We start from the raw sequence: 26,529 nt of genomic DNA, 5'->3' as shown, positions 1-26,529 counted from the left end.
TTATCCTTGCTGCTTAGGAGACATTAATACCTTCTTAATTTCGATGAGCAAGCTCCGGTTAAATATTATCATTATCATTAGATAAGTAGCTAGAGCGACCATTAGCATTGTTATAATTTTAAGTAATTCTCTTTCTATATTTTGGCTGAATGTATAACCAATGAGCGCTGAAAAAGCTGAAATAAATCCAATTGAAAGTATCACCTTAAATTGTACCGCTGGTTTTATACTGGATAGTTTACCTGTGTAAAAGATATTAAGAGCTAGTGATAAGTATGAAGTCACAACCATACCAACGCACATAGCAATTACACCAAGGTGAGAGACAAGCACCAACATTAGCGTAACACAAACTTTATGTATCACTTCGAGTCTTAGATAAATATCTGAACGCCCTTTTACATTTAACATATTACGGTTGATTGAACTTATTGGTTGGGTAATAAAGCCCATACTCATTATGCTTATTAAGACTGCTGCATTTTGCCATTCAGGCCCTAATATAATAGCAATTAGTGGTTTAGCTATAATGCATATTCCGAACATAATTGGAAATATTATAAAAGCAGATACTTTCAAAATCAGTATATATGTTTTGTCTAGAGTATTAATACACCGGATATTACTTAACATGGGATATGTTACATTAAGTATAACACCTGTTATTACTGCAGCAGGCGTACTCGATAATATTTTTGCATGGTTAAATACCCCTAGCTGAGCTGAGCTATATTGTTTACCAATAATAACGCCATACAGATTGTTATAGATAGAATCCAATAGTGAAGCTAAGAGTAATTTAGAACCAAAACCGAAAAGATCATTAAAAGCTTTTTTGCAAAAAGGAGCTTTAGGCAACCAAGGAGACATTATATTAAACATGATAGCGCTTATAAATGCTGATGTAATTTGCTGCGCAACAAGAGCCCAAACTCCATAACTATAATATGCAAATATAAATGCAACTACACTGCTAAATATTAACGCAGTAATATTACATTTACTCTGCGCTTTAAAATTTAAGCTAACTGAAAGTAATACTCTTGGAATAACTGTAAATACATTAATGATAATGGTTAATGCAATCACTCGCATTAATAAAGTCAACCTGGGCTCACTATAAAAATCAGCTACATACGGCGCTAATATAAACAATAAAACATAGGATATAATCGATATCCCTAAGCTGAAAAAAAAAGTTGTAGCAAAATCGGATTCATTCCGATTTTTTTTACGGGTAATAGCAGAACCTAAACCACCGCTAACAAACACAGATGATATACTTATGAATACTGCTAACATAGCAATTAACCCGTAAGCATTTGGTCCTAGCAAATTTGCTAATGTCAAGCCTACTATCAATCCTATAGCTTGACTTCCAAAACTATCCAACGCATTCCAAATAAAAGCTGATTTAACCTTATTTCTACTATGCTGCACTCTTTTAAGATCCTCTAGAAAGCAAATAGGATTGCTCACTTTAATTTAACTGCATTCTCAGCTAAAAAGTGTGACAGATAAATTTCACAAAAATAAAACACACTTAACTAAAGGGTTGCAACATATAATTACCTGTAAGAGATGAATTCAAACATTAGTTTGGAGCTCTATTCCTGTCTATTGAACACAAATCGACTCTTTCATAAGTTCATAGGACTCGACTAGCTGCATCAACTTGAGTCATTCGCTTACTTTCATGCCACTTTCTGTATTTAGCTGTGGTAATCCCCGCATTTTTTAATGGAGGAACTTCGCTTAGAAGTGTTTTTTATATGTAACTTTTAATAATAACTTCCAACTTAATTCGTCTAAATATGCTTCACAACTTACCTTCTCTGCTGCTTTATTTAAATTTTCGATATACGGCATTCATAGCTTTCAACTTCTGTTCCTTTACTTTTTCAGATTTTATAGAATGCTTCTATCAGCCATCTAAGCTCGTATAACCGTGAAATAGTCCTTGCTTCTGCTGCTTTAGTGATTGACTCCGTTGTATATTGCAACTACGACAGCTGACTTTTACTGCTATCATCTCGAACAGTGCAAGCCACTGCGTTAATTGGTAATTATTTTCACCTATTGCACATCGCGGCTTTTTTAAAGTTAGGTGTATGTAGCCAATATTTGTAGTCGCCACTCTGGCTTTTCGCCTTTCTTTTTGTTGGATATCGATTTGATATTAGTCAGCGGGTATTAACGTCGATAAGACATCGTTTAATTTAAGGATATCATCAACTATACGACGATTATCTTTTGCTCTTTAAATAAAGCGATGCTCTTTATTTATTTGATAATCAAGGTATTCATACATATCAGCTTCTCAATCGTAAACATTATTTAAATTACCTAAGCGTTGCTCAATTTCCTCGACATTATTTTGCGGTTTATAGTTTATAATTTATAGTTCATAGCTTCCTTTTAACTCTTTATCTCTACACTATAATGTATACTGCTTGCCTATTTGCTTATTTTCTCAATACCAGTAGTTGATAAGCAATCCCTATGGCTTTTCCTTCATGTGCATCCAGCATGAGTGTGAATGAGCATAAAGAGTTGGTCCATTGGTCTTACGCTTATCACATCGTGCAGAGTTTATATCGCCAAGCTCATCAAGCAGGCTGTACTTGTTACTGAGTTCAGACGTATCTTGCAGAGCTTGGACTAATGGGGCGGTTTAATTATTGAGACAGTAAGCTGGTTACCAGCTTGAGTAATATAAACTGAACACCGAGCTAAGTCGCTCTTTCTGGCGCCTGACTTCTATTGGCTGATATCTGAGCTCTAATGTCCATCCTCATAAAACTTCGATTTATGCGTCACTTTTATACTCATAATTATAGTAACCATAATAGCCATAGGCATTGCTGGCTTTTTTAACTACACCATTGAATACGACACCTTTTACATCTATGCCGTTTTGCTCAAAGCGGTTACGGGTTAGCTCTATTTCGCGCAGGTGGTTTTGCCCAAAGCGTGTAACGAGCAAGGTTGTACCTGAATGAGCACTTACTATAGCAGGGTCAGTTACCGCTAGTATTGGTGGCGTATCAATAATTACTATATCGTATGCTGCGCTTACTTCTTCAACCAATTTGCTCAGGTTGCTGTGCATTAATAATTCAGAGGGGTTTGGTGGTATTTGCCCACGAGTAATAACATTTAAGCCTTCTACCTTAGTTGGTTTAGTCACTTGCGCTAGGTTTAAACGCCCTGATAGGTAATCACTTAAGCCGTCATCCCATTTTAAGCCAAACTGTGTTTGCAAGTAGCCTTTGCGCATATCGGCATCAATTATCAGTACTTTTTTACCGCTTTGCGCAAGTACTGTAGCTAAGTTAACCGATATAAATGATTTACCTACGCCTGGACTTGGGCCCGATATAGCAATAATGTTATTTTTTGCTTCCATCATCGCAAAGTGCAAACTAGTGCGTAAACTACGTAGTGCCTCTATTGATAAGTCAGCTGGGTTATCGAGCGCTAGTATAGTTTTGGCTTTAGGTATTTTACCTTTGCGTGCTTTTGCAAAGCCAGTTAGCTTATCTTGGTATTCTGAGTAAGGTACACTAGCATATACAGGTAGACCAATGGCTTCGATATCCGCTGGGTCTTCAATCCCCTTATTCAGCGCTTTTTGTAGAATAACAATCGTTAGTGCTAATAGCGCTCCTAATAGTGTTGCTGTTGTAACAATTAGCGGTTTATTAGGCTTTATTGGCCCACCATTAACTTCAGCGCGATCAATTATGCGTACATTACCTACCGTGCCGGCGCGCACTATATCTAGCTCTTGTGCTTTGCTAAGAAGTAGCATGTATATTTGATTACTTACTTCTACATCGCGCTTTAAACTAAGTAGCTGTTGCTGTGTTGCAGGTAAGTCCCCCACCTCTTTTACTAATAGTTCTTTTTGTTTTTTAATCTCGGTTATTTTTTCAAGTAGACCTTGATAGAGAGGATGATCGTTCTTAAATTTCCGGCTTAGTTCTAAGCGTTGTAAGTCGAGATCTTGCAATTTTGTATCTAATGTTATTACTCGTTCAAGAACCGATTGTGTTTCTAGGCTTATATCAACAGATTGCTGTTTAATTTTATAGTTGTTATATTTTGCCTCAGCCACTTCTAATTGTTTTTTAACTTGCGGTAGCTGTACCTTTAAAAAGTCGAGGGAGTTTTGTGCTTCGGCACTATTACGCTCTACATTATGGCGCACGTAAATTTCTGCCATTTTATTAATTATACGTTGCGCCTGCTGCGGGTTACTGCTTTGCATTTCGAGCGTAATTATCCCGGTATTTTTACCTTTTTCGCTTGCAAAAATAGCACTTTGCAAACCTAGTATTGTGTTAAGGCGGTTGGCATGAGTTAATAAAAACTCTGTTCCAGGGCGTGCTTTTAAGCTACGTACAATTAAACTAAATTGACCACTAGTAAGCTCTTCACCCACATTGCCTGTAACTACCTCATCGCCGTTGCTATTTTTTAGCGTTATTTTTTGCTCATCACCAGTAACTAACGTAAATGTATGTCCTATAGCACTTTGCGGCACATTAAATCTGAATACGTTTATATACTCGCCGCCCCACGCATAAGAGTTAGCACCAAAGCTAGGATCTGCAAATGGCTTGTTATTTGTTGGGATAAATGAACGATATGCTCGCTCACCAATGTATGGAAACAACTTAGGCTTTGCAATTATGTCTAGCTGCAGTTCGTCAACCGCTTCGCCAATTACACTACGTGATTTAAGTAGCTCTATTTCTGCAGTTGAATTTGAGCCTTGATCAAACATACCACTTACATCACTAAACCCTGGTACTGTTGCTGCTGTACTTTCAACTTGTAATATTGAGTTTATTTTATATACAGGTTGTGCATATCGAGCGTAAATAGCACCTGCAATAAAAAATGTTAGAGTAACAACAAGCACAAAGTATTTACGATCAAGCACCGCTCCAAAAAACGCCATTAGGTCTATATCTTGAACATTTTGTATTTGGTTATTTTGTTGTTGTGGTGACATTGGCTGAGAGTTCATCTGAGTAGCCATTCCTTATAAATACTTTTGCCAAGCGCTACAGGCGCTGTCGATTAATGTGTAAATGTGTTCGAACGCTTCAATACTTTTACGGTAAGGATCAGGAATTTCTTTATCGCCAATCCACTTTCCTAATAGAAATGTTTTACCGCGGGCTTCAGGGTAACGGCTAAATAGGTCGGTAAGATGACGGTTTTCCATAACTAAAATAACGCTGTTTTGTGCTACTAAAGTTGATGTTAGCTGCCGCCCTTGGTGGGCATCCATATTTACGCCATTTACTAATGCAACTTGCCTAGCTGTGGCATCGGCAGGCTTGCCTTCTAGTGCGGTCAGCCCTGCTGATGATACGCTTATATTTTTTCCTTCAAGCTTTTGTTTTAAAACATACTCTGCGGTGGGGCTGCGGCAAATATTACCTGCACACACTACTAATACAGAATCAAACATACTTCTTTAATCCTTAAATTAGTTTCCAGAAAGATCGTCAATTGCATCAACTGTAGAGAGTGACGGCAATAATAAGCTCAACACTTTATTCCAACGAGCAAGCGGTGCACTCGTAACGTAAACTATATCACTAGGCTGTAATTTAAATTGCTCAGCAAAAACTAGAGCAGTCATATTTTTAGCATGTAGTTGATATACATCAGCAATTACGCCATCAGTTTCTAAATTGCGCTTACGAAGGACAAACACGCCGTTTGCATCAGCCGTGTTTTCGTTTATACCACCGGTTTCACTTAAAGCTTGCGCCAAACTTAAACCATAACGAGTAACACCCACTGTACCAGCACGCTTAACATCACCTAATACAAATACTTTTTGTTTATCGTTACGGTTAACATGCACTATATCGCCATGTTGAAGTAACCGATTTTGAGAAATATCGCCATTAGCGTAAAAATCTTCTAGCTTTATTACTTCTGTTTTATCGCCACGTGTAAAAGTAACCGTGCGCCAATCAGCGGCTTCGGTTAAGCCACCAGCTTGGTTTAGCGCATCAATAAGTGTTAGTGGTGTTTCTGTAATTGGGTATACGCCAGGCTGTTTTACTTCACCAGTTACATAAGCTTTCTGGCTTTTAAACGCAACAATTTTCACGTCAACTTGCGGATCTTCGATTACACGGCTTAAACGCGTTACTAACTCTTTACGTACTTGTGGAATAGTTTTACCTGCGGCTTGCACATTAGGTGCATATGCAAAAGTAATTGTACCATTTTCTTGTACCCTAAAACCATCAAACTCAGCAGTACGTTGAGTTCCAGCGGGTATTGTAAGCTCAGGGTGATCCCACACCCCTATTGTTATTACATCACCAACACCTAATTTATATTCGTAATTACTGGTATCAATACTGGTTAGGCTTGATGGCGCTTTAATTTTTGGCTGTAATTGTTTTTGCTGAGCGATTAGCGCTGAATCAATTAGTTGAATATTAACTTTTTCGAGTTCTTGCTCTAAATTTTGTGTTTTCTCGTTTGATTCAATGCCTTCGTAATGGCTGCCAGGTATTATTGTACAGCCTGTCATTGCTAAAAATGCGAAAGAGGTAATGAGTGATTTACAGCGTAACGCCATTGTGCAGAATCCCAGTATTTTTTTAAATATTATAATTGTCCATCACACTCGATGGGTACTTATTTTGCGCAGTAATTAAAGCATGGATATAAAGAAAAAGATAGGTTCTAGACTCAAGCTTATATAGCCTTGAACTTACTACCTTCTGCCATATAAATAACGCTTGCCCAGCTTAGAGGAAAAGCTTTATATAGCCCTTCGGGCACGCTTCCGCCCCTAGGTTGCAGTTCCTACGTACTGATGCAGCTTTAATTTTGATATTTATAAGCGAGATTAAAACTACAATTACAAATTGCATAAAGGTTATTGTATTTTTTGTTTTGGCTCGTCGCTTTTACCTTGCGTTACAGCACTGAGAATTGATTTTTGTGACTGGCTTTGGAGAAGTGTATTTTTATTACGGGATACTCGCGATTTATTTCGAGGTTTACTAATAATAAATACTCGCTTTCCGTAGCTATCCGCACTTTGAATCGATTGCAGACAACGCAATATAATACTAAATGAGCGCAGAATTATACCCGATGCGATTCATTTGTAAACGACAAATTAATGGGTAAGTTTAAAGTTAAAAGGGTTAGCAAAAAATAAAAATGTCCTGTTATTAAGCTCCCTCTGTTTTATATTATTAGCTGGGTATTTTCCACTTTAGTACAGTCATGAGTCATGTACCAAGCGGCAAATACTCGCTTGGTTCATAATTCTACAATTATTCATTGCGAAGGTGAAAGTTACCGACGCAAAACAGCTATCAATAAGAGCAAATAAAATTCGGTGTCAACCGGCCAAGATAATTGACGCGAAACCGATCCAGTTAATTGACGATAGGTTTAAGCAATTATCTGTTACTCCACATATTAAAGGGATACGTAAAAAATAGAGAGTGACCAATTACTCTTATTTATTTAGATAACGAAGAGTCTGAGGGTTTTGCTGTTCCAACGTAGTAAAAACCACAGTTGGTAAAACGAGTATTTTCGCTTGCAGATTAAATTATGGTAATAAATTAAATATCATAACAGTCGACTGTATAGCTAACTGGTATGATATTTACAGTAAAACGGCTCGCTGAATACGCTGATTGTTTTGCTTAAAGGTAAAATGATATGACTATGTAAGGGCTAATTTACTAGCGCTTTTAAATGCTCTGTAAATTCTTCACCTAACGTTTCGTGGCGTAGGCTGTATTCAACAATGGCTTTTAAATAACCGAGTTTATCACCACAGTCGTGTGAGCGGCCGCTCATATGAAACGCTTCTACTGTTTCTTGTGCTATTAGTGCATCAATCGCATCGGTAAGCTGTATTTCGCCACCAGCGCCAACGTGTGTTTTAGCTAGTAGCGGCCAAATATTTTTACTTAATACATATCGGCCAACAACAGCTAGGTTTGAAGGGGCAACATCAACATCTGGCTTTTCAACCATGGCATTTATAGCGGCACTTTCACCTGGGGTTAGTTCTACACCGTTAATATCAGCAATACCGTATTTGCTCACATCTTCCTGTGCTACAGGTTCAAGCATAATTTGGCTTGCTTGCGTTTGGTTAAAACGCTTGATCATCGCTGCTAAATTTTCAGTTTTTTGATTTGCCGTATAAGCATCGAGGATTACATCAGGTAGCACCACTATAAAGTCGTCATCACCCACAATTGGCTTAGCGCATAAAATAGCGTGTCCTAAGCCTTTAGCTTCACCTTGGCGTACATGCATAATGGTTACATCAGGTGGGCAAATAGAGCGAACTTCATCAAGTAATGTACGCTTAACACGTTTTTCAAGCGTTGCTTCTAACTCAAAACTGGTGTCAAAATGGTTTTCAATCGCATTTTTAGAGCTGTGCGTTACTAGTACTATTTCTTTTATGCCCGCAGCAACACATTCGTTAACTATGTACTGTATAAGTGGCTTATCAACCAAAGGCAACATTTCTTTAGGAATGGCTTTGGTCATAGGTAACATACGAGTGCCTAAACCAGCAACAGGGATAACAGCTTTCATGCTAGTCCTTTAATTTAATTAATCGTTTTAATATTTTTATAAATTACCAGTTCAGTCATATATTTAAGCTGAATATAGTTAACCTTATTTTAAGCTATTGAGCAGCGCTTTAAATAAACCGTGCATATGAAACTAAAAAGCACCAAACTCAAATTGAACTCGGTGCTTTATGTAATTTATTAGCAAACATATATTTTAGGTTTTATGAATAATTTCTCTCTTGTAAGCCTAGCTTACATCTAAAAAAGTTAATTACTTTATGATGATTAACTAGTACCACTAAATAGCCTATAAAAACAGCTATAAACCCATAAAACATAATGTACTCTGGTAATAAAAGTATTTCACCTAATATACCAATGCCTGCAAACATTGATGCAATAAAACATATTAAACCTAATGTTTGTAATGACGATAAGCCTAAACGCTGGCAAATATGATGTAAATGATCTCGGTCAGGTTTAAAAGGTGATTTACCTTGTTTAACCCTACGTATCATTATTGAAACCATGTCCATTAGTGGCACTGCGATAAGCCATAAAGCTGTTACCGGGCGAATCATTGGGTTGCCTTCAGCTTGGCTTGCACCAATAAGTAACCAGATAACAGTAAAGCCAATCATCATACTGCCAGCATCACCCATAAATACTTTTCGTTTATGACCAACTAAACCTAGGTTCATAATAATATAAGGAATCATACAAACAACTAATAATAAACATAAGTAACTAAGGCTTTGCTCGCCAGAAAGTGACAATAATATACCCACACTGCCAAATGTAACTATTGATAAGCCACCTAATAGTCCATCAATGCCATCAACCATATTAAAAGCATTAATACAGCCAATAACGGCAAATACAGTAACTAAGCCACCAAATATACCTAGTTCAATAACACCAAAGCCAAATAAATCACCTAAGCTATGCATCTCGGCATTAGCAAAGAAAATCATAGCTACTGATATCAGTGCTTGTACTAACATACGTATTTTTACACTTAAATCAAAGCGATCATCTAATGCGCCGACAGCAGTTAAGCCACATATACAAAGCATATATAAATTTGCATGATTAATCATACCTGGGTGTGAGTATATGTAATTTACAATAGTAATACATATAGCAATACCACCTACTAATGGAATATTACCAGAGTGTAGTTTTCGCCCTGAAGGTTTATCAACCAAGCCTACTTTACGTGCAACTTTACGCATTACAAATAAAATTGCGAAGGCAATGAAAAAGGTGAAAAGTAAGTCAATAAACATTTTTATCCCTGATAAGTTATTTAAAACACTATAGTGTTTGTTAAGATCGAGACACCTTAATCAGAACCAAATAAGTCACGAGTATATACTCTATCTGCAACGTCATTAAGATCTGCAACCATGCGGTTTGATACGATAACGTCACATATTGATTTAAACTGATTTAAATCTTTAATTACGCGTGAATGATAAAATTCATTTTCTTCAAGTACAGGCTCATAAACTACAACCTCAATACCTTTAGCTTTAATGCGCTTCATAATTCCTTGAATAGAAGAGGCTCTAAAGTTATCTGAGCCTGTTTTCATTACTAAGCGATAAATGCCCACAACGTTAGGATTGCGCTTTAGAATAGAAGCTGCGATGAAATCTTTACGAGTAGTATTAGCGTCAACAATTGCACCAATAATATTGTTTGGTACATCAGCATAATTTGCTCGAAGTTGCTTGGTATCTTTCGGTAGGCAGTATCCACCATAGCCAAACGATGGATTATTATAATGGTCACCTATACGCGGATCTAAACTAACACCTTGTATAATTTGCTTGCTGTTTAAGCCATGCACTTCAGCGTAACTGTCTAACTCATTAAAGTAAGCAACCCGCATAGCTAAGTACGTATTAGAAAATAACTTAATTGCTTCAGCTTCAGTGGAGTCAGTAAACAACACTTCAATATCTTGCTTTAAAGCGCCTTGCTTAAGTAAATTAGCGAATACTACGGCACGTTCGCTTTGTTCGCCGACGACAATTCGTGAAGGATGTAAATTATCGTGTAAAGCTTTGCCTTCGCGTAAAAACTCCGGTGAGAATATTAGATTATCTACACCTAGCTCTATTTTAATATTTTGTGTAAAGCCAACAGGTACTGTCGATTTAATAACTAAAACTCCACTTGAATTATGCACTGTAGCCTCTTTAATAACGGCTTCTACCGAGCTGGTATTAAAATAGTTATTTTCTACATCATAATCAGTAGGAGTCGCAATAATTACAAAGTCTGCATTTTTATAAGCTACTTCTTTATCTGTGGTTGCTTTGAAATCTAAATCTTCACGCATTAAAAAATCACTAATTTCAGTATCAACAATAGGTGATTTTTTACTATTTAGAAGCGCTATTTTTTGCTCATCAATATCGAGCGCAACAACTTCATTGTGTTGAGCTAATAACATAGCGTTCGAGAGGCCAACATATCCTGTGCCGACTACTGCAATTTTCATTTTGTTTAACCCAATAGTGTTAATTTTTTGACAAGATCATAAATTATATTGCTACACCTCAGATAGCTGGTAGCAAAACTTAAAATCTTAATAACTAAGATATGTAACATAATCTCATATGTTTACAAAAAATAAAATTAATTAAGCTTAGCTAAAGCTTAATAAAAATTAAAAAAGAACCGTTTTAGCATTTAAAGTGCTAAAACATTGAAAAAAGCTCGATTAAAAAGTTGTCACACATCAAACTTTTGGACATCACTCCAATTAACTTGCTTCACTGCAGTACCGAGAGAAACAAATTCATTTGTATCTAGAATTCCGCCTAATTTTTTATATGCGCCTGTAATCCCAACATAACTTTTAAATTTTCTAGCCATAGTCAAATCGGATATCATTGGTTGAGTAGCATCAAAGTCACGAGGATGAAAATATGTCATTATATAGTCGTCATTTGCAAATGCCCGCTCTAAATAAACTTTAGGTAACAACCTAAAGTAACCACCTCCAGAATAAATAAAGTCCTTTCCTAAAAAAGAGCGAGTATTAATAGGAAACTCTTTTATTTCTGCACCAGCACTACTAATTATAAAAGGCTTAGCACAACCAAAAGAGTTTAAACCTCCATGTGCTCTTTTCGCTGGGAAAACTGAACTATCAACTTCAATGCCACAATTAATTAATGTCTCAAACGCCCACAAATTTTTTTCGGTTATCGAAAAACCTGGAGCACGATATGTAGTTATTTTATTCCCTGTTATAGACTCTAAAATGTCAATTGACTTTATTAAATCATCTCTGAATTCTTGACGGGTCTGATCAAAAGCTAACTGGTGAGAAAAAGAGTGGCTTCCGATCTCATGCCCACAGTCAAAAATTTTACTTATAATATCTGGATGCTTTTCGGCAACCCAGCCCAAACAAAAAAAAGTTGCCTTCAAGCCTCTGCTGTCAAGCATCTCGAGAATTCGCTCAACGCCTTCATCTATTCTGGATTCGAAATTATTCCATACGTCTACATTTTTTGTTGAATCATTATCTAAAATATGGAACCAGTCTTCGATGTCAAATGTCAATATCTTCATTAAAAAAACTTCTTACCGTTAGCTCTAAACACCTTAACGTCCTCTTTTGTCGGAAATTTGAAGTAACTCATATCGGAGTCATTATTACTTTTAACTTCGTAGGTTCCGGTACTAATCTTGATGATAGATTCAATAATTGCATCCATTCCTAATTTTTTACTACATTTAATAAGCTCAGCTTGACTCATTTCGCCAATTTCAATTTTCTTCTGAACAAGTATAGGCCCACTATCAATCCCTTCATCAACAAAAAAAACAGATACACCAGTATACTTTTCAAGGTTTTTTAAAACCCAGAAGCTAGGCATTAAGCCTCTATACTTAGGAAGTAGAGCTGTATGTAAGTTTAGACATCCCTGAGGAGCAAGTTCTATCAATGGCTTTTTAAAAATTTCATTTCCTGCGATAGAAATAAGCAAATCAGGTTTTAATTGTCGAATTACAGACAATGATGCTTCAGAATTAATAGACCCATTGAGCGATAATTCTTTTATATTATGTTTCGCTAAAGTTAACTTTACTGAGTTATCAGAATTAAACTTAGATAAAATAAACTTAAAAGCGTAATTTATAAAAAAAGTAAATCCAAATATATTGTATGTCTTCAATGCTTTATCTATAAATGATTCTTTTTTCCCAAAAGGTGAAACATTACTAACTATACAACCAATAACTTCAACATCATCAGGTAAATTCGAAAATAAATAGTCAAGGTTTTTTGCTAAATAAAATGGATCGTCTTGAGTAATTATAATAACTTTCATTCTATCACCAATTAAAAATAATATGCTCTTTAAGAGAGAATTTGTCTTTGAGGTAAGTTTTTCGTTTGAATTGAATTGCGCTTAATAAGAACGATTCAAGATTGGTTGTACTTAGCTCTTCTACTGTGCATGTTTTTGCTAATGAATTATCTCTAACGAATTGCGCAAGCTCCAGCTGGTGCTTATCTGATCTTTCAGTATTAGGCACAACAAGAAATGGTGTCAAACCTTCCAATAACTTGTAAACTGTACCTGCACCTGCATGAGTGATAATTAAATCAAAATCTGAATAAACCTCTTCTATATTTTCGATAAAATGCTGATAAGAGTGATACTTTACGTTATAGGATCCATTAGACACCTGAAATTTATAGCTTATATTATCTTCAATTCGATCTAATACTTTAATCAGAGAGTCAAATGTGGTTGTCCCAACAATTACCAACACATTTATCATAGTCTCCCACCATAAATAGCAAGAGGATATAGTGTTTTCAACTCCTCGTTCTGAATTACAAACTCATCAGCAATATAATAAGCAAACTTTCCTGTTATTGATTTGCTATAAAATCGAGACCAGGTTTCTACGTGAACAACCTTCTTACCACACAACTTGCCCCAAAACAAATAGGGTATAGATATTATAGGGCCGAAAGAAACCATTACTTTAGCTTCGCAGGTGACAACTCGGAACAAGGAATGAAAGAACACATAAACTGATAATATAAAAAATCTAATTAAATTGAGTATATTACGATTTTTTGTAAACTTTGAAAGACCAATCTCTTTGATCATTTTAATATTATCAATGGTACTTGTAGAGTCAGTAATTAGTGTGTACTCAACAGGAACTGAATTTTTACAATCCAAATTAATGAATCTCTTAGCTTGTGCGAAATGCCCCCCCTCACCTGCTACAATCAAAACGTGACAACATTTATTCAAAATATTTTTACCTCCCGAAAATCTATAGATACAGTATTAGGGTTTCCTGCGAGATCTCTTGGACTATAACTAGCATTACTCCCCCCATGAAATACACTGAATAGAAACTTTTCTATATAAGAATTGTTACAATCTAAATCACAAAACTCCAGATTTTTTATACAAAAACCTTTACTTTCGTCGACATTCAAACAAATTCTGCCATCATCCTGGCCAATAGAATTGATTTTTACATTTAACTTTATCTTATATTCAACATCATTATCAAATTTAAAGTTTTCAACAAACTTGAAATTGCCAAACTGCTGCTGGTCTTTATGCAAATAATAATATACTCCAAGACTTCCTGATTTACCAAAAGCAGCACGTACACTCCAACCACCATCTTTTTTTCTTTTCATCCCTCCGGAAACAACTTTTGAAGAAGCTAACCCATGTAGTTTCCCTCCCTTTGCAAAGTCAAATTCATTACCAAACTTGACAATATAAGAGATAGTAACTTCTCCATACTTATTCAAAAGTTTAAAAACTTTGATAACCCTCTCACTTCCTTTATCGCTTGGAATGAGGAGCACATTTATGACATTTTCATTGATTTTAATATGCTCTACATCGTTTAAGCATTTTGTTAAATCTTCTTGAGTTGATGGTAATGCAATCTTACTTTCGCAATCATATTTACCTAATTTATCAACGAAACCTTTGCGCTGATAAATAAATAGAGTCATAAAGGCTAGAAACACCAGCCCAAGAGCGAGAGTTACGCGCATAAATTGCCCCATTATTTATAATAAGATTACAGTTTTGACTTCCGGCTTTTTTAAGGGTTATTGCAAGCGAATTCACATCATCTGCTGTGAATATCATAGCATGCTTTCTTGAACCACAAACTTCTAAAATACCTTTACAATCACTGCCAATAAATAGCTTCCTAAATGCCATGGCTTCTAAAGGTTTAAGCGGAGTAACAACATTACATATATTTAGGTTTTTTCTAGGATTAACGATGCAATCTAGAGTAGCATAAACGCTTGCAACTTCATGTCTTTCGAAAGAGCCGTGATTTTTTATCCTATTATCATCAGTCAACTTTATCAGTTTATTTAGTTCTTCACAAAAAGGGCCGCGCCCATAAAACTTAAGCTCTTTTTTTGGATACAATTTTTTTGGGAAAGCTTCATTAAACGCCTCTATTAAAGTATCCAACCCTTCTATTTCACTATAATTTCCAACATATCCAAATCTATTTATGCAAATAGGATTTTCACTAGACTTTGATATTTCTAGAACAGAACTAGATACTGCATTAGGCACAACGGTTATTTTTGATGGACTGATTCCTCTATTTAATACTTCTTCTTTTAACCCTTCATTTATCACAACGACTTCATCTGCAACTTTAAGTGCTAATGTTTCTAACTGAGTAATAACCTTGGATTGTAACCGACTAAATAAACTACCATTTTTAAAACGCTCTTCCCATATAGATCTGAATTCATAAATAAAAGGGATGTTAAGTTTTCTCGAAGCTATATAAGATGCAAAAGCACAGAAAAAAGTACTATGAGCGTGTATGACAGTTACTTCGTTTACCCTAGCAATTTGTTCAACTTTTCTTGCGAAATAAAATAATGAAAATACCTTTTTTACTCTTGTAGATAATGATGATTGTTTTTCTGATATTTTAAAATTACTAGACTTACGAAATGTTCGATATATATCTACTCCGTTAATAATTTCCATTTCATTATTACTTGTCCCTTTCTGAAAAGGTGATGTTATACCGATAACATTATGTCCGTGACTTTTCTGTCCTGTTAGTATTCCTTCACTTCTAATTGTTGAGCCCGTCACATCGGGAAAATAAGTATATAATACATGTAACACATTAATATTTTTCATAATTTAATATCTTAAATTTATTTATCAATAAATAATAAAAAAGAGCGATCATCAAAGAAGTTATATATTCTGGCTTCAAAAATCCACGGTGAAATAAGTGAATAAACTGAGTAATTATCAATGATGCAACTGGCACAAAGAGAATATTTCGGTATGCTATTTTAGAAATAAATCTTAACGATATTCCTGAAATAAAAAAGAAAATAAAAGATAATATACCGTAATCAATATACAGACCTCCCAACAAACCTGGGGTTAACCCTCCATCTTCTACTGTACCAAAAATTTTACCTAAACTCTGGCCTGCAGCTAAACGTTCACCAGGTAAAACAGTAAAAAGGTCAGCAAAAAATAGTGTATGTTCATTAATATTGTTCTCCGTGTCCGAGGTTATAATTGTATTTGTAAGCCCTATAGTTTCTTTAAACCCCAAGTAAAAAGGGATAATCAGATATACCCACCAATCATTATAGTCAAAGTATAAATCTAGGATGACGTCCACAGCTGCTAATTCAGATGAACTGGTTCTTCTCAAATAAAAACCACTGAAAACAATAATGAAACAAATTATACCAAAGAATATATACAGGTATTTTTTACTTCGTTTAGCAGCTTTAATTTTCATATTATTTAGCGTAGCAATATACCAAATGCAGATCACATATGACACAAGAGCAAGGACCGATGTACCACGATAACCGAGTAGTATAGAAGGAAGCACAACCAATAAAATCATTGGGACGTGATTTTTCTTGAATAGAAAAGGAATGAACGCAGCGATAGGAAGAACAGATTTAACTGCATACTCAACCCCTGTAGGAATTCCAAACCTCGCATTTTGATTAATTAAAACAATACCTTTTGTAATATATATATAAACCACAAATAGGTATGCAATAGCCAAATGTAAACTTATACCGAATTTAACAAACTTCAGATTTCCCCCAAATCTAAACTCTTTATCAGCTATTGAATCTTTACCTAAAAGCATAGGTAAAGCCAAGAAGTATAATGATAGAATATAACATTTTAATGTGAATATATCTGTATAGCCTCTCCATGTTGATATATTCAGTAGAGCTATCAAAAGATAAAAGACAACAAAAAATATAATTGGCTTAAGTAAATAATCAATCCTATAAGAAAGGCTTATACCAAGTATTAATAAAGCAAAGTATAAACCTATATAAGTATCTAAGAAAAAGATAGATATTGGCAAAAGTACAGTTAGAAAAGTAATTAAAATCATTTTCTTGAGGATATCTTAATTGCTGGCACACCGGCTACCACATCAAATGATGCAACATTCTTAGTTACAACGCTTCCGGCACCAACAACCGCGCCTTTAGAAATAGTGACACCGGGTAGTATAGTTACATTACTAGCTATCCAAACATCATCATCAATAGTCACTTTTGCATAGTCATAACCTTGTTCGCTAATTAGCTCTGATTTTTTATTAAAAGTGTGGTTTTGACTATATATCGTAACGTTAGGGCCTATTAAAACGTTATTCCCAATTTCAACTCCCCCCCCTGCATTAATAATACATCCTCTATTGATTGAGGTGTTTTCTCCAACAATCAGCTTACTAGGGTAATCTATTTGTACCTGATCCCACACTTTAGCGTGTTTACCTATTTTAGACGGAAGAAGCTGAGTTCTTAAAAAACAGCCAACTTTGCCTGGAATAGCCTTTAAAAAAAACTGATACCAAAGAATCAACTCATATTTCATGTTTAAACCTTAATTTATCTGGTAATCAGCTAGATTCCGGATTAAAAAACCAAACAGCAAAACCCTAATAAGCCAAACAGCTGCAACTAGATAAAGTATTAAAAAGGGCTCTTTTATGAAAAGGTATGCGCAGCCTACGCACAATAAAACAGCAATGATCGAAATTATGTTCGAAACCTGTATTTGCTTTCCAGTTGCTTTTAAGCCAAATAAAGATGAGTACAAAGAGTAAATAGACTTAATCACAACTATAGCGATACAAGGGAAGAAGTAGCTCATTTTAATATTAAGCTCTAAATGAACACTAAAAATTTTAACAACTGCAAACCAAAGCGTAAAAATAACAGCTAACCCACAACCTATTAAGATTACCTTTTTATGGAACTTTGTTCTTATATAGCAAGTTTTTAGCATTGCAACTTCTTTAAAGCCAATATAAGAAGAAACGATGCTAAAGGGCATTACTAATAATGAGAATAAATAAACATAATTTGAAAAGTTTTCTTTAGCAAAAAACATTTCGATAAAGAAGCGGTCGAAATTATTCATTAGCACCAGCACAAATAATGATAATGCAAAGCCGATAAAAAGAGAGCTTAAATTATCGGTTAAGTCTTTTGTAAAGCTGATTTTAGGTAGCGTTTTAATTAAAAAAATTGCCGCAACTAAAAAACATAGTAGTAAAGTAGCAAATAAGATCTCACGTACATTTGAACCGTTGGCAATTAAAACAGCAAAAAATAAGGCGGCCTTCCAAAAGTTATTTATCAATTGTGAAGCAGTAAATAGCTTTGTTATACGTAATAGGTTATATACAAAAACGCAGCTAGCGCTCAATAACCCGACTAATATAGTTAACCAAAAGTCGTTAATTCTAAATAACACTATATTAGTTAATAGAGAAAATATAACTAAGTATACTACAAAGCTAACAATCATTATTTTAATTATATTGGTGGGTACATAATACTGCCCACTACGCAGCTGTCCATAACGTAAAAAAAGCTGCTCTGAGCCAAAAAAACAAAAGGAGTATGAAATACCACTGATTGTTAACAACACACTCCAGTAATAAAAATCATCTTCTGTCATTGTTTTTTTGGCTAAAAAGGTAGCCGAAAAGTAGAGCAGTGACGATAAAGCCATAATTAAAAATGATTTGTTAGCACTCAACAGTACACTTATAGTCCCTCGCATTACTTATAAATACCTTTGGTATCTATAATAATCCCAGCTGGTTTGTCAGCTTCAATAAATTGAGAGTGTTCGACTAGCAAAACATGAATATTTGCATTGCTATGAGCACTTGATAAGCTTGTCATAGTCACGCCAGAGATCACTTCAACTAAACCTTTAAGATTTGGCTCTACAGCTAATACACTGCCAACATTTAACTTGGATATTTCTCCAACAATCTGCATTGCTGGGCTTTCGCGTAAATCATCTATATCAGCTTTAAATGCAAGTCCATAACAAGCAATAGTAATATCTGAGACAGATTTATTTGGGTTTAAAAGTAAAAAGTCAGCTATTGCATGTTTCACTTTGTTAACAACCCATGCCGGCTTACTGTCATTAACCAATCTAGCTTGATGGATTAGCTTCGCCTCATTAGGCTGCCCACTAATAATAAACCATGGATCTACTGCTATACAATGCCCACCAACTCCCGGGCCAGGCTGTAAAATATTAATACGCGGATGTCGGTTAGCAAGCGATATAAGCTCCCACACGTCAATATCTAATTTATCGCAAATAATTGAAAGCTCATTAGCAAACGCTATTTGTACGTCGCGGCATGAGTTTTCTGTTAACTTTGCCATTTCTGCTGTACGCGCATTTGTTATTACACATTCACCTTGTACAAACGTTTTGTAAAGCTCAACTGACCGTGCAGAACATTTAGCGGTAATACCACCTATTACACGATCGTTTTCTACCAACTCACGAACCACATGGCCAGGCAATACACGTTCAGGGCAATGCGCTACATTTACATCTATGTTTGTATCTGAATAACTACTTTCAGGACCCGGAAATGTTAAGTCTGGTCGTGCAGCTGCCAACCACACAGCCATTTTCTCTGTAGCACCAACAGGTGATGTTGATTCTAAAATGACTAAATCACCTTTTTTAAGCACTGGCGCAATAGCTTCACTGGCTTTTTTGATATAACTTAAATCTGGCTCAGGTATTTCTGAATCGCTTTCTTTGTTTAAAGTGCTTTTGAACGGTGTTGGTACGGCTATTAAAAAAGCGTCTGCTGGTTCTGGTACAGTTGTCGCTTTTAAATACCCTTCAGTAACTGCAGCATGAACAATCATATCTAGATCAGGTTCTACTATATGTATTTCACCACGATTAATCGTGTCAACTGCATGTTGATTTACATCAACACCTATTACGTTTTTTTTACATGATGCGAACATAGCTGCAGTGGGCAAGCCAATATAGCCTAAACCAATAACTGAAATGGTATTAAATGACATGGTGATCCTTATTTATGTAGGTTCTAGGTTCTAGGTTCTAGGTTCTAGGTTCTAGGTTCTACAAAACTCTAATTTTAAATTTTTTAGAACAAGCTATATTTATGTATTTTTAAGCTTGCCACACTATTTTTGTGAGAGCAAAGCGCAGGGTAAACCCACACCTAAAATTAACTTTTTGCTAAAATATCGCAAATACGTTGGCAAGCTTTACCATCGCCATACGGGTTATGGGCACGACTCATTGTTTTATATGACTCGTCATTAGTTAAGAGCTCGTTTAATGCTGAGGTTATTTTTGCTATATCAGTGCCAACCAACCTAACTGTTCCTGCATCTACGGCTTCTGGGCGCTCAGTGGTATCACGCATAACTAATACAGGCTTGCCTAAGCTTGGGGCTTCTTCTTGTATACCGCCTGAGTCAGTTAAAATTATATGTGCGCGATTCATCAAGTACACAAAAGGTAAGTATTGTTGTGGTTCAATTAAATGTACGTTGTTTACATCGTTTAAAATACGTTTTACCGGTTCTTGAACATTTGGGTTTAAGTGTACTGGGTACAGTATTTGTGTATTTGGGTGCGCTTTAGCTGTTTTCGCTAACGCCTCACAAATACGCTCAAACCCACCACCAAAGCTTTCACGACGATGTCCGGTAACTAAAATAAGCTTTTTATTTTCGTCAAGCATTGGGAACTGTGCAGCTAGTGTATTACTTAAATCGATGTCATTTTCTATTTGTTGTTTAACTAGCAATAACGCATCAATAACCGTATTACCTGTTACCGATATGTTTTCAGCTGCGACATTTTCTTTAAGTAAGTTGGCTTTTGAGTTTTCGGTAGGTGCTAAATGGTACTTGGTAAGAGAGCCGGTTAGTTTACGGTTGCCTTCTTCTGGCCACGGTGAGTAAATATTACCTGTTCGTAATCCTGCCTCAACATGCCCTACAGCTATTTGCTCGTAATATGCTGCTAAACTTGCTGCGAAAGTGGTTGCTGTATCACCATGTACTAGTACTACATCGGGTTTGAACTCTTTTAGTACTGGTGTTAACTCTAATAAAATACGACTAGTAACTTCAGGCAATGTTTGGCCCGCTTTCATTAGGTTTAAATCGTAATCTGGCGTAATTTTAAACAGCTCTAGTACTTGGTCTAGCATTTCACGGTGCTGCGCTGTTACACAGCATTTTGATTCAAAGCGCTCATCAGCGGCAAGAGCATGAACCAGTGGAGCCATTTTAATAGCTTCAGGGCGAGTACCGAATACCGTTAATACTTTCACTTTTTCATCCTTTAATAAATTAAATTTTGCTATTAGCATAACCATATTTAGTTACGCTTATATGTCAACTTCAAAGGCGCTAGGGAGTTAAAACCTACTATTTTACGGTGTAAAACATCCCAGCATTCACACTCTGAGTAACCGATTGCTCATTATGAAGTTGTGTTTTTACAATTTTTTATCTCAGCTTTATTACAACTCACTGAGACACTTTTTTCTAAATTGAGACAGTCAATTTAGACTATCTCATTGTAATTGCTTGTTTTTATACTTTTTATAAAAAGTGCCCAATAGGCCCTCTATATATCTAGGAATTAGGTTCTAGGCTTATAGGCTTCGGGCCGCGAGCCCATAGTTCTGAGCTCTAGTCTTTATCCTTGGCTATATAGTGTCTGATCAATACTATCATTACACTTAGCATTCCGCCTAAAAGAACACCCAGTACACAGATTAATGCACGCTTAGGTTTAAACTTTTCTTCTGGCACGAGGGCTGCATCAATCGTTTTAAATACATATTCGTCGCGTACTTTAGCAAACATAATTGTTTTAGTTTGCTCTTCAACTAGCTTATAAAGTACCGCACGGATATCGGCTATTTTAGTTTGTTCTAGCTGTTGGGTTAAAAAGTCAGTGCTTTTTATAGCCTCTTGCACATCTCGCTCTTTCATGGTTTGGTTAATATCTTGTATTAACCAGCTAACCCATTGCTGGGCAACACTAGGAGATACATGCTCTACCGACACGGTAACCATACCGCTTTCTTTATCAGTACTTGCACTTATTATTTTGCTAAAAACCTTAAACGCTTCCTGCATAGATGGCTCTGGTTTAAAAGGCGCTTTAACCTCACGCACCCATTTATTGTTTTCAGCATCGAATATCTCGCTATCATAAATAACTATATTCGTTTGCATATCCCAAGACTCAGCAGCCATCAAGTCAGTTAATATATTGTGTTTTTGAATAAAGTCACTGGTAAATTGGCGTGATTTTAATACCTCAATGGCTAATTGTGCTTTATTACTCGAACCACCACCTAAATTTACACCTGCTAAACTCGCTAAACCACCGAACTGACCTGCTAAGCCCGCCAAACCACCAGAACCTTCTTGCTCTGCAGGCGCTAACAACGCTTCTGATTTATAAATGTTAGGTTGGTTAATGGCATAAATAACCGATGCAACTGCGAACAGTGCTGTAATTGCTATTATTAACCATTTTCCTTGCCAAATTACCGCAAAGAGCTCACGTAAATCGATTTCGTCGTCGGCGATGTTGGGGTTTTGCATTGGTGTATTTGCTTGGTTTAGATTGTTTGAGTTGTTTTCCATTTAAATCTCATAAGTTCTAGTGAGTGGCTTCTGGCCGCGAGCTATCAGCTACCAGCTATCAGCTATCAGCTATCAGCTATCAGCTATCAGCTATCAGCTATCAGCTATCAGCTATCAGCTATCAGCTATCAAAAAATTGTATAACAAAAACATTAGGTCAAGTTATTGTTTTAGGTTTTAGGGACTTTTGCTCGTCCTTTGTAACACCAAACCTGCTGCTACATTTACGCGACATAAAGCTCCGCATATAAAATCATTTTGAACCACAGAGTACACCGAGGCGCTGCGCGCTACACAGAGAGGATAAGACAAATAAAACCTAAATAGATGTCATTGTTCTCTTTCTCTGTGTTCTCTTTACCCTCTGTGGTAAATAAAATCACTTTAACGCGACATAAAGTCGCTGCTACCTTTGCGAGGCGTAAAGTCCCGCTTTAAAAATCATTTTAGACCACAGAGTACACTGAGGCGCTGCGCGCTACACCGAGAAAAAGCTTGCTGAAAAATGACAGCTATAACTGCTCTTTTCCTCTGCATTCTCTTTACCTCTGTGGTGAATAAAACACTAACAGACGTTTCGAGCTTCAGGCACGCTTCACGTTCCAGTTCGTCGCAGAGCTCCTCTCGCTCCAGCTTGAAAGCAAAACTATTTGCTTGTCTAGCCCTTCGGGCACGCTTCCGCCCCTAGGTTGCAGTTCCTACGGTCTGATAAAAAAACAGGTTTTAGGTTCTAGGCTAATGCTCATAACCTTTAAGTAAAAACCTGCGGACTAAAAGCCCGCTTTAAAAATCATTTTGAACCACAGAGTACATTGAGGCGCTGCACGCTACACTGAGAAAAAAGTCTGCTGACAACTGACAACTGATATTTTCCTCTATGTTCTCTTTACCCTCTGTGGTGAATAAAATCACTATAGACGCGACATAAAGTCGCTGCTACGTTTGCGAGGCGTAAAGCCCCGCATACAAAATCATTTTTGAACCACAGAGTACACCGAGGCGCTGCGCGCTACACTGAGAAAAAGCTTGCTGAAAAATGACAGCTAATAACTGCTCTTTACCCTCTGTGGTGAATAAAAACACTAACGGACGCGACATAAAGTCGCTGCTACGTTTGCGAGGCGTAAAACCCCGCTTTTAAAAAAACATTTTAGCTGCGAGCCACGGGCTACGAGTTTCGAGCCCTTAGCCCTTAGCCCTTAGCTAATAGCCCACAGCCCGATACCCGTTGCTTATAACCCTATATTACAGGCTGCCTATCGCGGCTACTGCTACGCCTAGTTGGTAAAGTATTTGCGTTGCGGTGCTCCACAGCGTTAGCTTATCCATGTGCCCTGCGTCCATTGGCACTACTATGGTATCGCCTGGTTCTAACATTTGCTCATTACCAGGAGCAAACCAATTACCTGAGTTAGGTATAGTTACTGCGCCGTTGGCTTTTATAATGTAAATACGGTCGTCATCAGCACGCTCTTTTAAACCACCACTTAGCTCTAGGTAGTCGTCTAGGCTAACGCCTGCTTTATATAGGTGTGTGGTGGCGTAGTTAACTTCGCCCACTACGCTGATAGAGTCGCGCTTGCTTGGAACATATAAAGTGTCGCCATCTTGTAGCACTAGTGTTTGCTGGTTTTTAGCAATTAGTGGTAGGTCGATAACTAAACGCCCAACTGCTTCCACACTGGCTAAGTCGTTAAGTAGTTTGTTCATTTCGTCGTACGAAAGCGCACTACTACTTACTGAATTTTGAAAGCTTTTTGATGCTACATCGCGGCGTAGTTCAGTAGCTAAACGGGCTAGTTGTTGTTGCTCTTGCTGCTTAACCGATTGGCGAATAAACACCGCTGCTTTTTGCTCGGCAAAGTTAGTAAAGCCACCGGCACGGTTTAATAAATCGGTTAGTGTTTCGCCGCGGCGAATGGTGTACGTACCTGGGAATAGCAACTCACCTTTAAGGGTTACTTTTACGTTTTCTTGCCAGTTAGGAATGGTAAAAATATTTAAGCTGTCTTTACTTTGTAATTTAAGGCCTTGTGCATTGCCACTCAATACTTGAGCAAGGTCTATATTAATGTGCTCAACATTTGAAGCATCGCCATTTACCATACGGGTAATTTCGGCTTGTTTGGTGTAAGCCGACTCCAATAAACCACCTGCTGCTGTGATTAAATCTGCTGCTTCAGCATCTACTGTTAATGGGTAAACGCCTGGGTAAGTAACACTACCATTCACCTCAACTAGCTGAATAGCTTGCTGAGTAGACGCTTGTCGCTTTAACTTTTTAATTATTGGTGCTAACAAATTATTACGGCTATAAGGTGTATAGCTAGCAGCACTTAGCTGGTTACTATCTCCTGCTTGGCTAGCAGCTTGCTCAATTGTGGTATCTTTTTTAGTGCCTGAGCCCGTTGCTGCTAACGTTAACTTTTCATCACGTTTTTCTTCAAATTCACTAAATATAAGTATTTTGTCGTTAGCATTTAGCGTTAAGTCGTTTTGGGCATTTTTAACAATTGCTTGAGCTACATCAAACTGGTGTACTTCTATGTCACCATTTATGTTTATTTCGCGCACCACTAAGCCATAACTTAAGTCAGCCTGCGACAACAAGTCACCACGTACCGACTTAAGTACATCAGATATACGTTTACCTTGGTGCCATTGGTAACTACCAGGGCGCACTACAGCACCGACCAAGTTAACTGAGTTTTTATATTGTGCACTTATGGTGTTAAAACGAATACGGTCGCCGTCTTGCGGAATGTAATTAATTTTATTTGCCGAAAAGTCTACGGTTAGTACTTCTTTACGGTTGTTATTAAAGCGCTCTACTAGTGCATTTTTAGTATAGGCACCGGGCTTTAAGCCGCCAGCCATTGCCAGTAGCTCTTTTGCTGTTTCGCCTTTTTTAAGCTCAAAAATAGCAGGGCGTTTAACTAATCCTTCTACTTTAACTTGTGCGCCCACCGAAGGTACAAATACCACGTCGCCGGGTTTTAAAATAATATCGTTACTGCTATCACCGTGAATAAGTAGGTCGTATAAATCGAAATTAGCAACTACTTTACCAGCCCGCTTAACTTGAATATTACGTAATGATGCAATATCCGACACCCCACCACTTACAAATAAAGCATGAGACACTGTAGTAAGCGACGAAACGCTATAGCTACCCGGCTTATACGCTTCGCCTAGCACTAAAATACGCATACTGCGCAGTTGACCAAGTGATACAAAGGCTTTTACACCTATAACTTCTTGCTCAACTTTTAACTTAATTAACTGCTTTACCTCAGAAAAAGTTAAGCCAGCGACTTGTACCGGGCTCAAATCAGGGATGCTAATGCGCCCTTCGCGATCAACAATAACTTCAAAGCTCGCGCTTTCTTTACCATAAAAGTTTATTAATAGCTGATCGCCTCGACCAACTAAATACGTGTCAGGCACTGCTGACGTTTCACTAGGCATAAATGTAGTTGGTTCACCGGCAAAAAGTTCATAACCAAATGGCTTAACTGTATTAGGATTTTGTTTTGTTGGTTCTGCTTTTGCTGCTTGCTCTTGTTGTACTAAACGAGGACCGATTGTTAGTTCTTCAACTTGAGGTTGATTACTTGATTGGCTTGACCCAGTTATTACTGATAAGTCTACACCGTACTGTTTTGCAAGAGCCTGTTGTTGAGACTTAGGCAACTTTTTAAATTGCTCTATTTGCGATGCATTTGGAGTAAAAGCCAATGCGTTAAAGCTACTGATTAAAACCAGCGCACCAATAAAGTATTTAAAAAAGTTCACGAGTAGGTATTTCCCTAGTTCTACAGTCGATAATGCGCGTAGTATACACCATTTTTGCATGATTAAAAAAGAGGCCGC

Annotated in this window: 21 protein-coding genes; all 21 read right to left on the bottom strand. The window is 36.8% G+C overall.

Annotated elements, in window-relative coordinates; genetic code table 11:
- Positions 1-1,440, bottom strand: a complete 1,440-nt coding sequence (locus tag MTN97_RS14740) for a lipopolysaccharide biosynthesis protein (protein WP_248474727.1) — start codon at positions 1,438-1,440, stop codon at positions 1-3.
- A 1,369-nt stretch (positions 1,441-2,809) separates the two neighbouring features.
- On the bottom strand, positions 2,810-5,038 hold the full coding sequence (locus tag MTN97_RS14735) for a polysaccharide biosynthesis tyrosine autokinase (RefSeq protein WP_248474726.1): 2,229 nt from the start codon (positions 5,036-5,038) through the stop codon (positions 2,810-2,812).
- Positions 5,039-5,053: 15 nt separating this feature from the next.
- Positions 5,054-5,488 (bottom strand): low molecular weight protein-tyrosine-phosphatase, encoded by a 435-nt coding sequence (locus MTN97_RS14730; protein ID WP_248474725.1) that lies wholly within the window; start codon positions 5,486-5,488, stop codon positions 5,054-5,056.
- 18 nt (positions 5,489-5,506) lie between these two features.
- Complete coding sequence (locus MTN97_RS14725) at positions 5,507-6,622, bottom strand: polysaccharide export protein (RefSeq protein ID WP_248474724.1); 1,116 nt, start codon at positions 6,620-6,622, stop codon at positions 5,507-5,509.
- 1,121 nt (positions 6,623-7,743) lie between these two features.
- On the bottom strand, positions 7,744-8,625 hold the full coding sequence (gene galU, locus MTN97_RS14720) for a UTP--glucose-1-phosphate uridylyltransferase GalU (RefSeq protein WP_248474723.1): 882 nt from the start codon (positions 8,623-8,625) through the stop codon (positions 7,744-7,746).
- 202 nt (positions 8,626-8,827) lie between these two features.
- Positions 8,828-9,895 (bottom strand): UDP-N-acetylglucosamine--undecaprenyl-phosphate N-acetylglucosaminephosphotransferase, encoded by a 1,068-nt coding sequence (gene wecA, locus MTN97_RS14715; protein ID WP_248474722.1) that lies wholly within the window; start codon positions 9,893-9,895, stop codon positions 8,828-8,830.
- Positions 9,896-9,951: 56 nt separating this feature from the next.
- Positions 9,952-11,118 (bottom strand): nucleotide sugar dehydrogenase, encoded by a 1,167-nt coding sequence (locus MTN97_RS14710; protein ID WP_248474721.1) that lies wholly within the window; start codon positions 11,116-11,118, stop codon positions 9,952-9,954.
- Between the two features lie 233 nt (positions 11,119-11,351).
- Complete coding sequence (locus MTN97_RS14705) at positions 11,352-12,200, bottom strand: polysaccharide deacetylase family protein (protein ID WP_248474720.1); 849 nt, start codon at positions 12,198-12,200, stop codon at positions 11,352-11,354.
- Positions 12,200-12,964 (bottom strand): methionyl-tRNA formyltransferase, encoded by a 765-nt coding sequence (locus MTN97_RS14700; protein ID WP_248474719.1) that lies wholly within the window; start codon positions 12,962-12,964, stop codon positions 12,200-12,202. The genes MTN97_RS14705 and MTN97_RS14700 overlap by 1 nt, the downstream gene beginning before the upstream one ends.
- A gap of 4 nt (positions 12,965-12,968) precedes the next feature.
- Complete coding sequence (gene pssE, locus MTN97_RS14695) at positions 12,969-13,421, bottom strand: PssE/Cps14G family polysaccharide biosynthesis glycosyltransferase (RefSeq protein WP_248474718.1); 453 nt, start codon at positions 13,419-13,421, stop codon at positions 12,969-12,971.
- Complete coding sequence (gene pssD, locus MTN97_RS18150) at positions 13,418-13,834, bottom strand: PssD/Cps14F family polysaccharide biosynthesis glycosyltransferase (protein WP_409418115.1); 417 nt, start codon at positions 13,832-13,834, stop codon at positions 13,418-13,420. The genes pssE and pssD overlap by 4 nt, the downstream gene beginning before the upstream one ends.
- 71 nt (positions 13,835-13,905) lie before the next feature.
- On the bottom strand, positions 13,906-14,679 hold the full coding sequence (locus MTN97_RS14690) for a polysaccharide lyase (protein WP_248474717.1): 774 nt from the start codon (positions 14,677-14,679) through the stop codon (positions 13,906-13,908).
- The gene (locus MTN97_RS14685; RefSeq protein ID WP_248474716.1) at positions 14,600-15,811 is read right to left on the bottom strand and encodes a glycosyltransferase; all 1,212 of its coding nucleotides are present in this window, start codon (positions 15,809-15,811) and stop codon (positions 14,600-14,602) included. The genes MTN97_RS14690 and MTN97_RS14685 overlap by 80 nt, the downstream gene beginning before the upstream one ends.
- The gene (locus MTN97_RS14680; RefSeq protein ID WP_248474715.1) at positions 15,798-16,802 is read right to left on the bottom strand and encodes a hypothetical protein; all 1,005 of its coding nucleotides are present in this window, start codon (positions 16,800-16,802) and stop codon (positions 15,798-15,800) included. Before MTN97_RS14680 ends, MTN97_RS14685 begins: the two co-directional genes overlap by 14 nt.
- 254 nt (positions 16,803-17,056) lie before the next feature.
- Positions 17,057-17,548 carry an acyltransferase gene (locus MTN97_RS14675; protein WP_248474714.1) on the bottom strand — a complete coding sequence of 164 codons (492 nt, stop codon included), beginning with the start codon at positions 17,546-17,548 and terminating at the stop codon, positions 17,057-17,059.
- Between the two features lie 9 nt (positions 17,549-17,557).
- The gene (locus MTN97_RS14670) at positions 17,558-18,721 is read right to left on the bottom strand and encodes a hypothetical protein (RefSeq protein WP_248474713.1); all 1,164 of its coding nucleotides are present in this window, start codon (positions 18,719-18,721) and stop codon (positions 17,558-17,560) included.
- A 23-nt stretch (positions 18,722-18,744) separates the two neighbouring features.
- Positions 18,745-20,037: a UDP-N-acetyl-D-mannosamine dehydrogenase gene (gene wecC, locus MTN97_RS14665; protein WP_248474712.1), complete on the bottom strand. Its 1,293-nt coding sequence runs from the start codon at positions 20,035-20,037 to the stop codon at positions 18,745-18,747.
- 167 nt (positions 20,038-20,204) lie between these two features.
- Complete coding sequence (gene wecB / locus MTN97_RS14660; RefSeq protein ID WP_312842964.1) at positions 20,205-21,323, bottom strand: non-hydrolyzing UDP-N-acetylglucosamine 2-epimerase; 1,119 nt, start codon at positions 21,321-21,323, stop codon at positions 20,205-20,207.
- A 364-nt stretch (positions 21,324-21,687) separates the two neighbouring features.
- Positions 21,688-22,656 carry a Wzz/FepE/Etk N-terminal domain-containing protein gene (locus tag MTN97_RS14655; protein ID WP_248474711.1) on the bottom strand — a complete coding sequence of 323 codons (969 nt, stop codon included), beginning with the start codon at positions 22,654-22,656 and terminating at the stop codon, positions 21,688-21,690.
- Between the two features lie 936 nt (positions 22,657-23,592).
- A complete protein-coding gene (locus MTN97_RS14650; RefSeq protein ID WP_248474710.1) occupies positions 23,593-23,754 on the bottom strand; it encodes a hypothetical protein in 162 nt (53 codons plus the stop codon).
- A gap of 147 nt (positions 23,755-23,901) precedes the next feature.
- A complete protein-coding gene (locus tag MTN97_RS14645; RefSeq protein WP_248474709.1) occupies positions 23,902-26,451 on the bottom strand; it encodes an SLBB domain-containing protein in 2,550 nt (849 codons plus the stop codon).
- Positions 26,452-26,529 lie beyond the last annotated feature (78 nt).

This window comes from Pseudoalteromonas sp. 2CM36K, assembly GCF_023161865.1.
GTDB lineage: Bacteria > Pseudomonadota > Gammaproteobacteria > Enterobacterales > Alteromonadaceae > Pseudoalteromonas > Pseudoalteromonas tetraodonis.
The sequence above is the reverse complement of the archived record's forward strand: the minus strand, read 5'-3'. Positions and strand labels throughout refer to the sequence as shown.

Coding starts and splice junctions, on each gene's coding strand:
- MTN97_RS14735 (WP_248474726.1), bottom strand. CDS start 5,038: ATGAACTCTCAGCCAATGTCACCACAACAACAAAATAACCAAATACAA.
- MTN97_RS14730 (WP_248474725.1), bottom strand. CDS start 5,488: ATGTTTGATTCTGTATTAGTAGTGTGTGCAGGTAATATTTGCCGCAGC.
- MTN97_RS14725 (WP_248474724.1), bottom strand. CDS start 6,622: ATGGCGTTACGCTGTAAATCACTCATTACCTCTTTCGCATTTTTAGCA.
- galU (WP_248474723.1), bottom strand. CDS start 8,625: ATGAAAGCTGTTATCCCTGTTGCTGGTTTAGGCACTCGTATGTTACCT.
- wecA (WP_248474722.1), bottom strand. CDS start 9,895: ATGTTTATTGACTTACTTTTCACCTTTTTCATTGCCTTCGCAATTTTA.
- MTN97_RS14710 (WP_248474721.1), bottom strand. CDS start 11,118: ATGAAAATTGCAGTAGTCGGCACAGGATATGTTGGCCTCTCGAACGCT.
- MTN97_RS14705 (WP_248474720.1), bottom strand. CDS start 12,200: ATGAAGATATTGACATTTGACATCGAAGACTGGTTCCATATTTTAGAT.
- MTN97_RS14700 (WP_248474719.1), bottom strand. CDS start 12,964: ATGAAAGTTATTATAATTACTCAAGACGATCCATTTTATTTAGCAAAA.
- pssE (WP_248474718.1), bottom strand. CDS start 13,421: ATGATAAATGTGTTGGTAATTGTTGGGACAACCACATTTGACTCTCTG.
- MTN97_RS14690 (WP_248474717.1), bottom strand. CDS start 14,679: ATGCGCGTAACTCTCGCTCTTGGGCTGGTGTTTCTAGCCTTTATGACT.
- MTN97_RS14685 (WP_248474716.1), bottom strand. CDS start 15,811: ATGAAAAATATTAATGTGTTACATGTATTATATACTTATTTTCCCGAT.
- MTN97_RS14680 (WP_248474715.1), bottom strand. CDS start 16,802: ATGCTTTTAGGTAAAGATTCAATAGCTGATAAAGAGTTTAGATTTGGG.
- MTN97_RS14675 (WP_248474714.1), bottom strand. CDS start 17,548: ATGAAATATGAGTTGATTCTTTGGTATCAGTTTTTTTTAAAGGCTATT.
- wecC (WP_248474712.1), bottom strand. CDS start 20,037: ATGTCATTTAATACCATTTCAGTTATTGGTTTAGGCTATATTGGCTTG.
- MTN97_RS14655 (WP_248474711.1), bottom strand. CDS start 22,656: ATGGAAAACAACTCAAACAATCTAAACCAAGCAAATACACCAATGCAA.
- MTN97_RS14650 (WP_248474710.1), bottom strand. CDS start 23,754: ATGTCGCGTCCGTTAGTGTTTTTATTCACCACAGAGGGTAAAGAGCAG.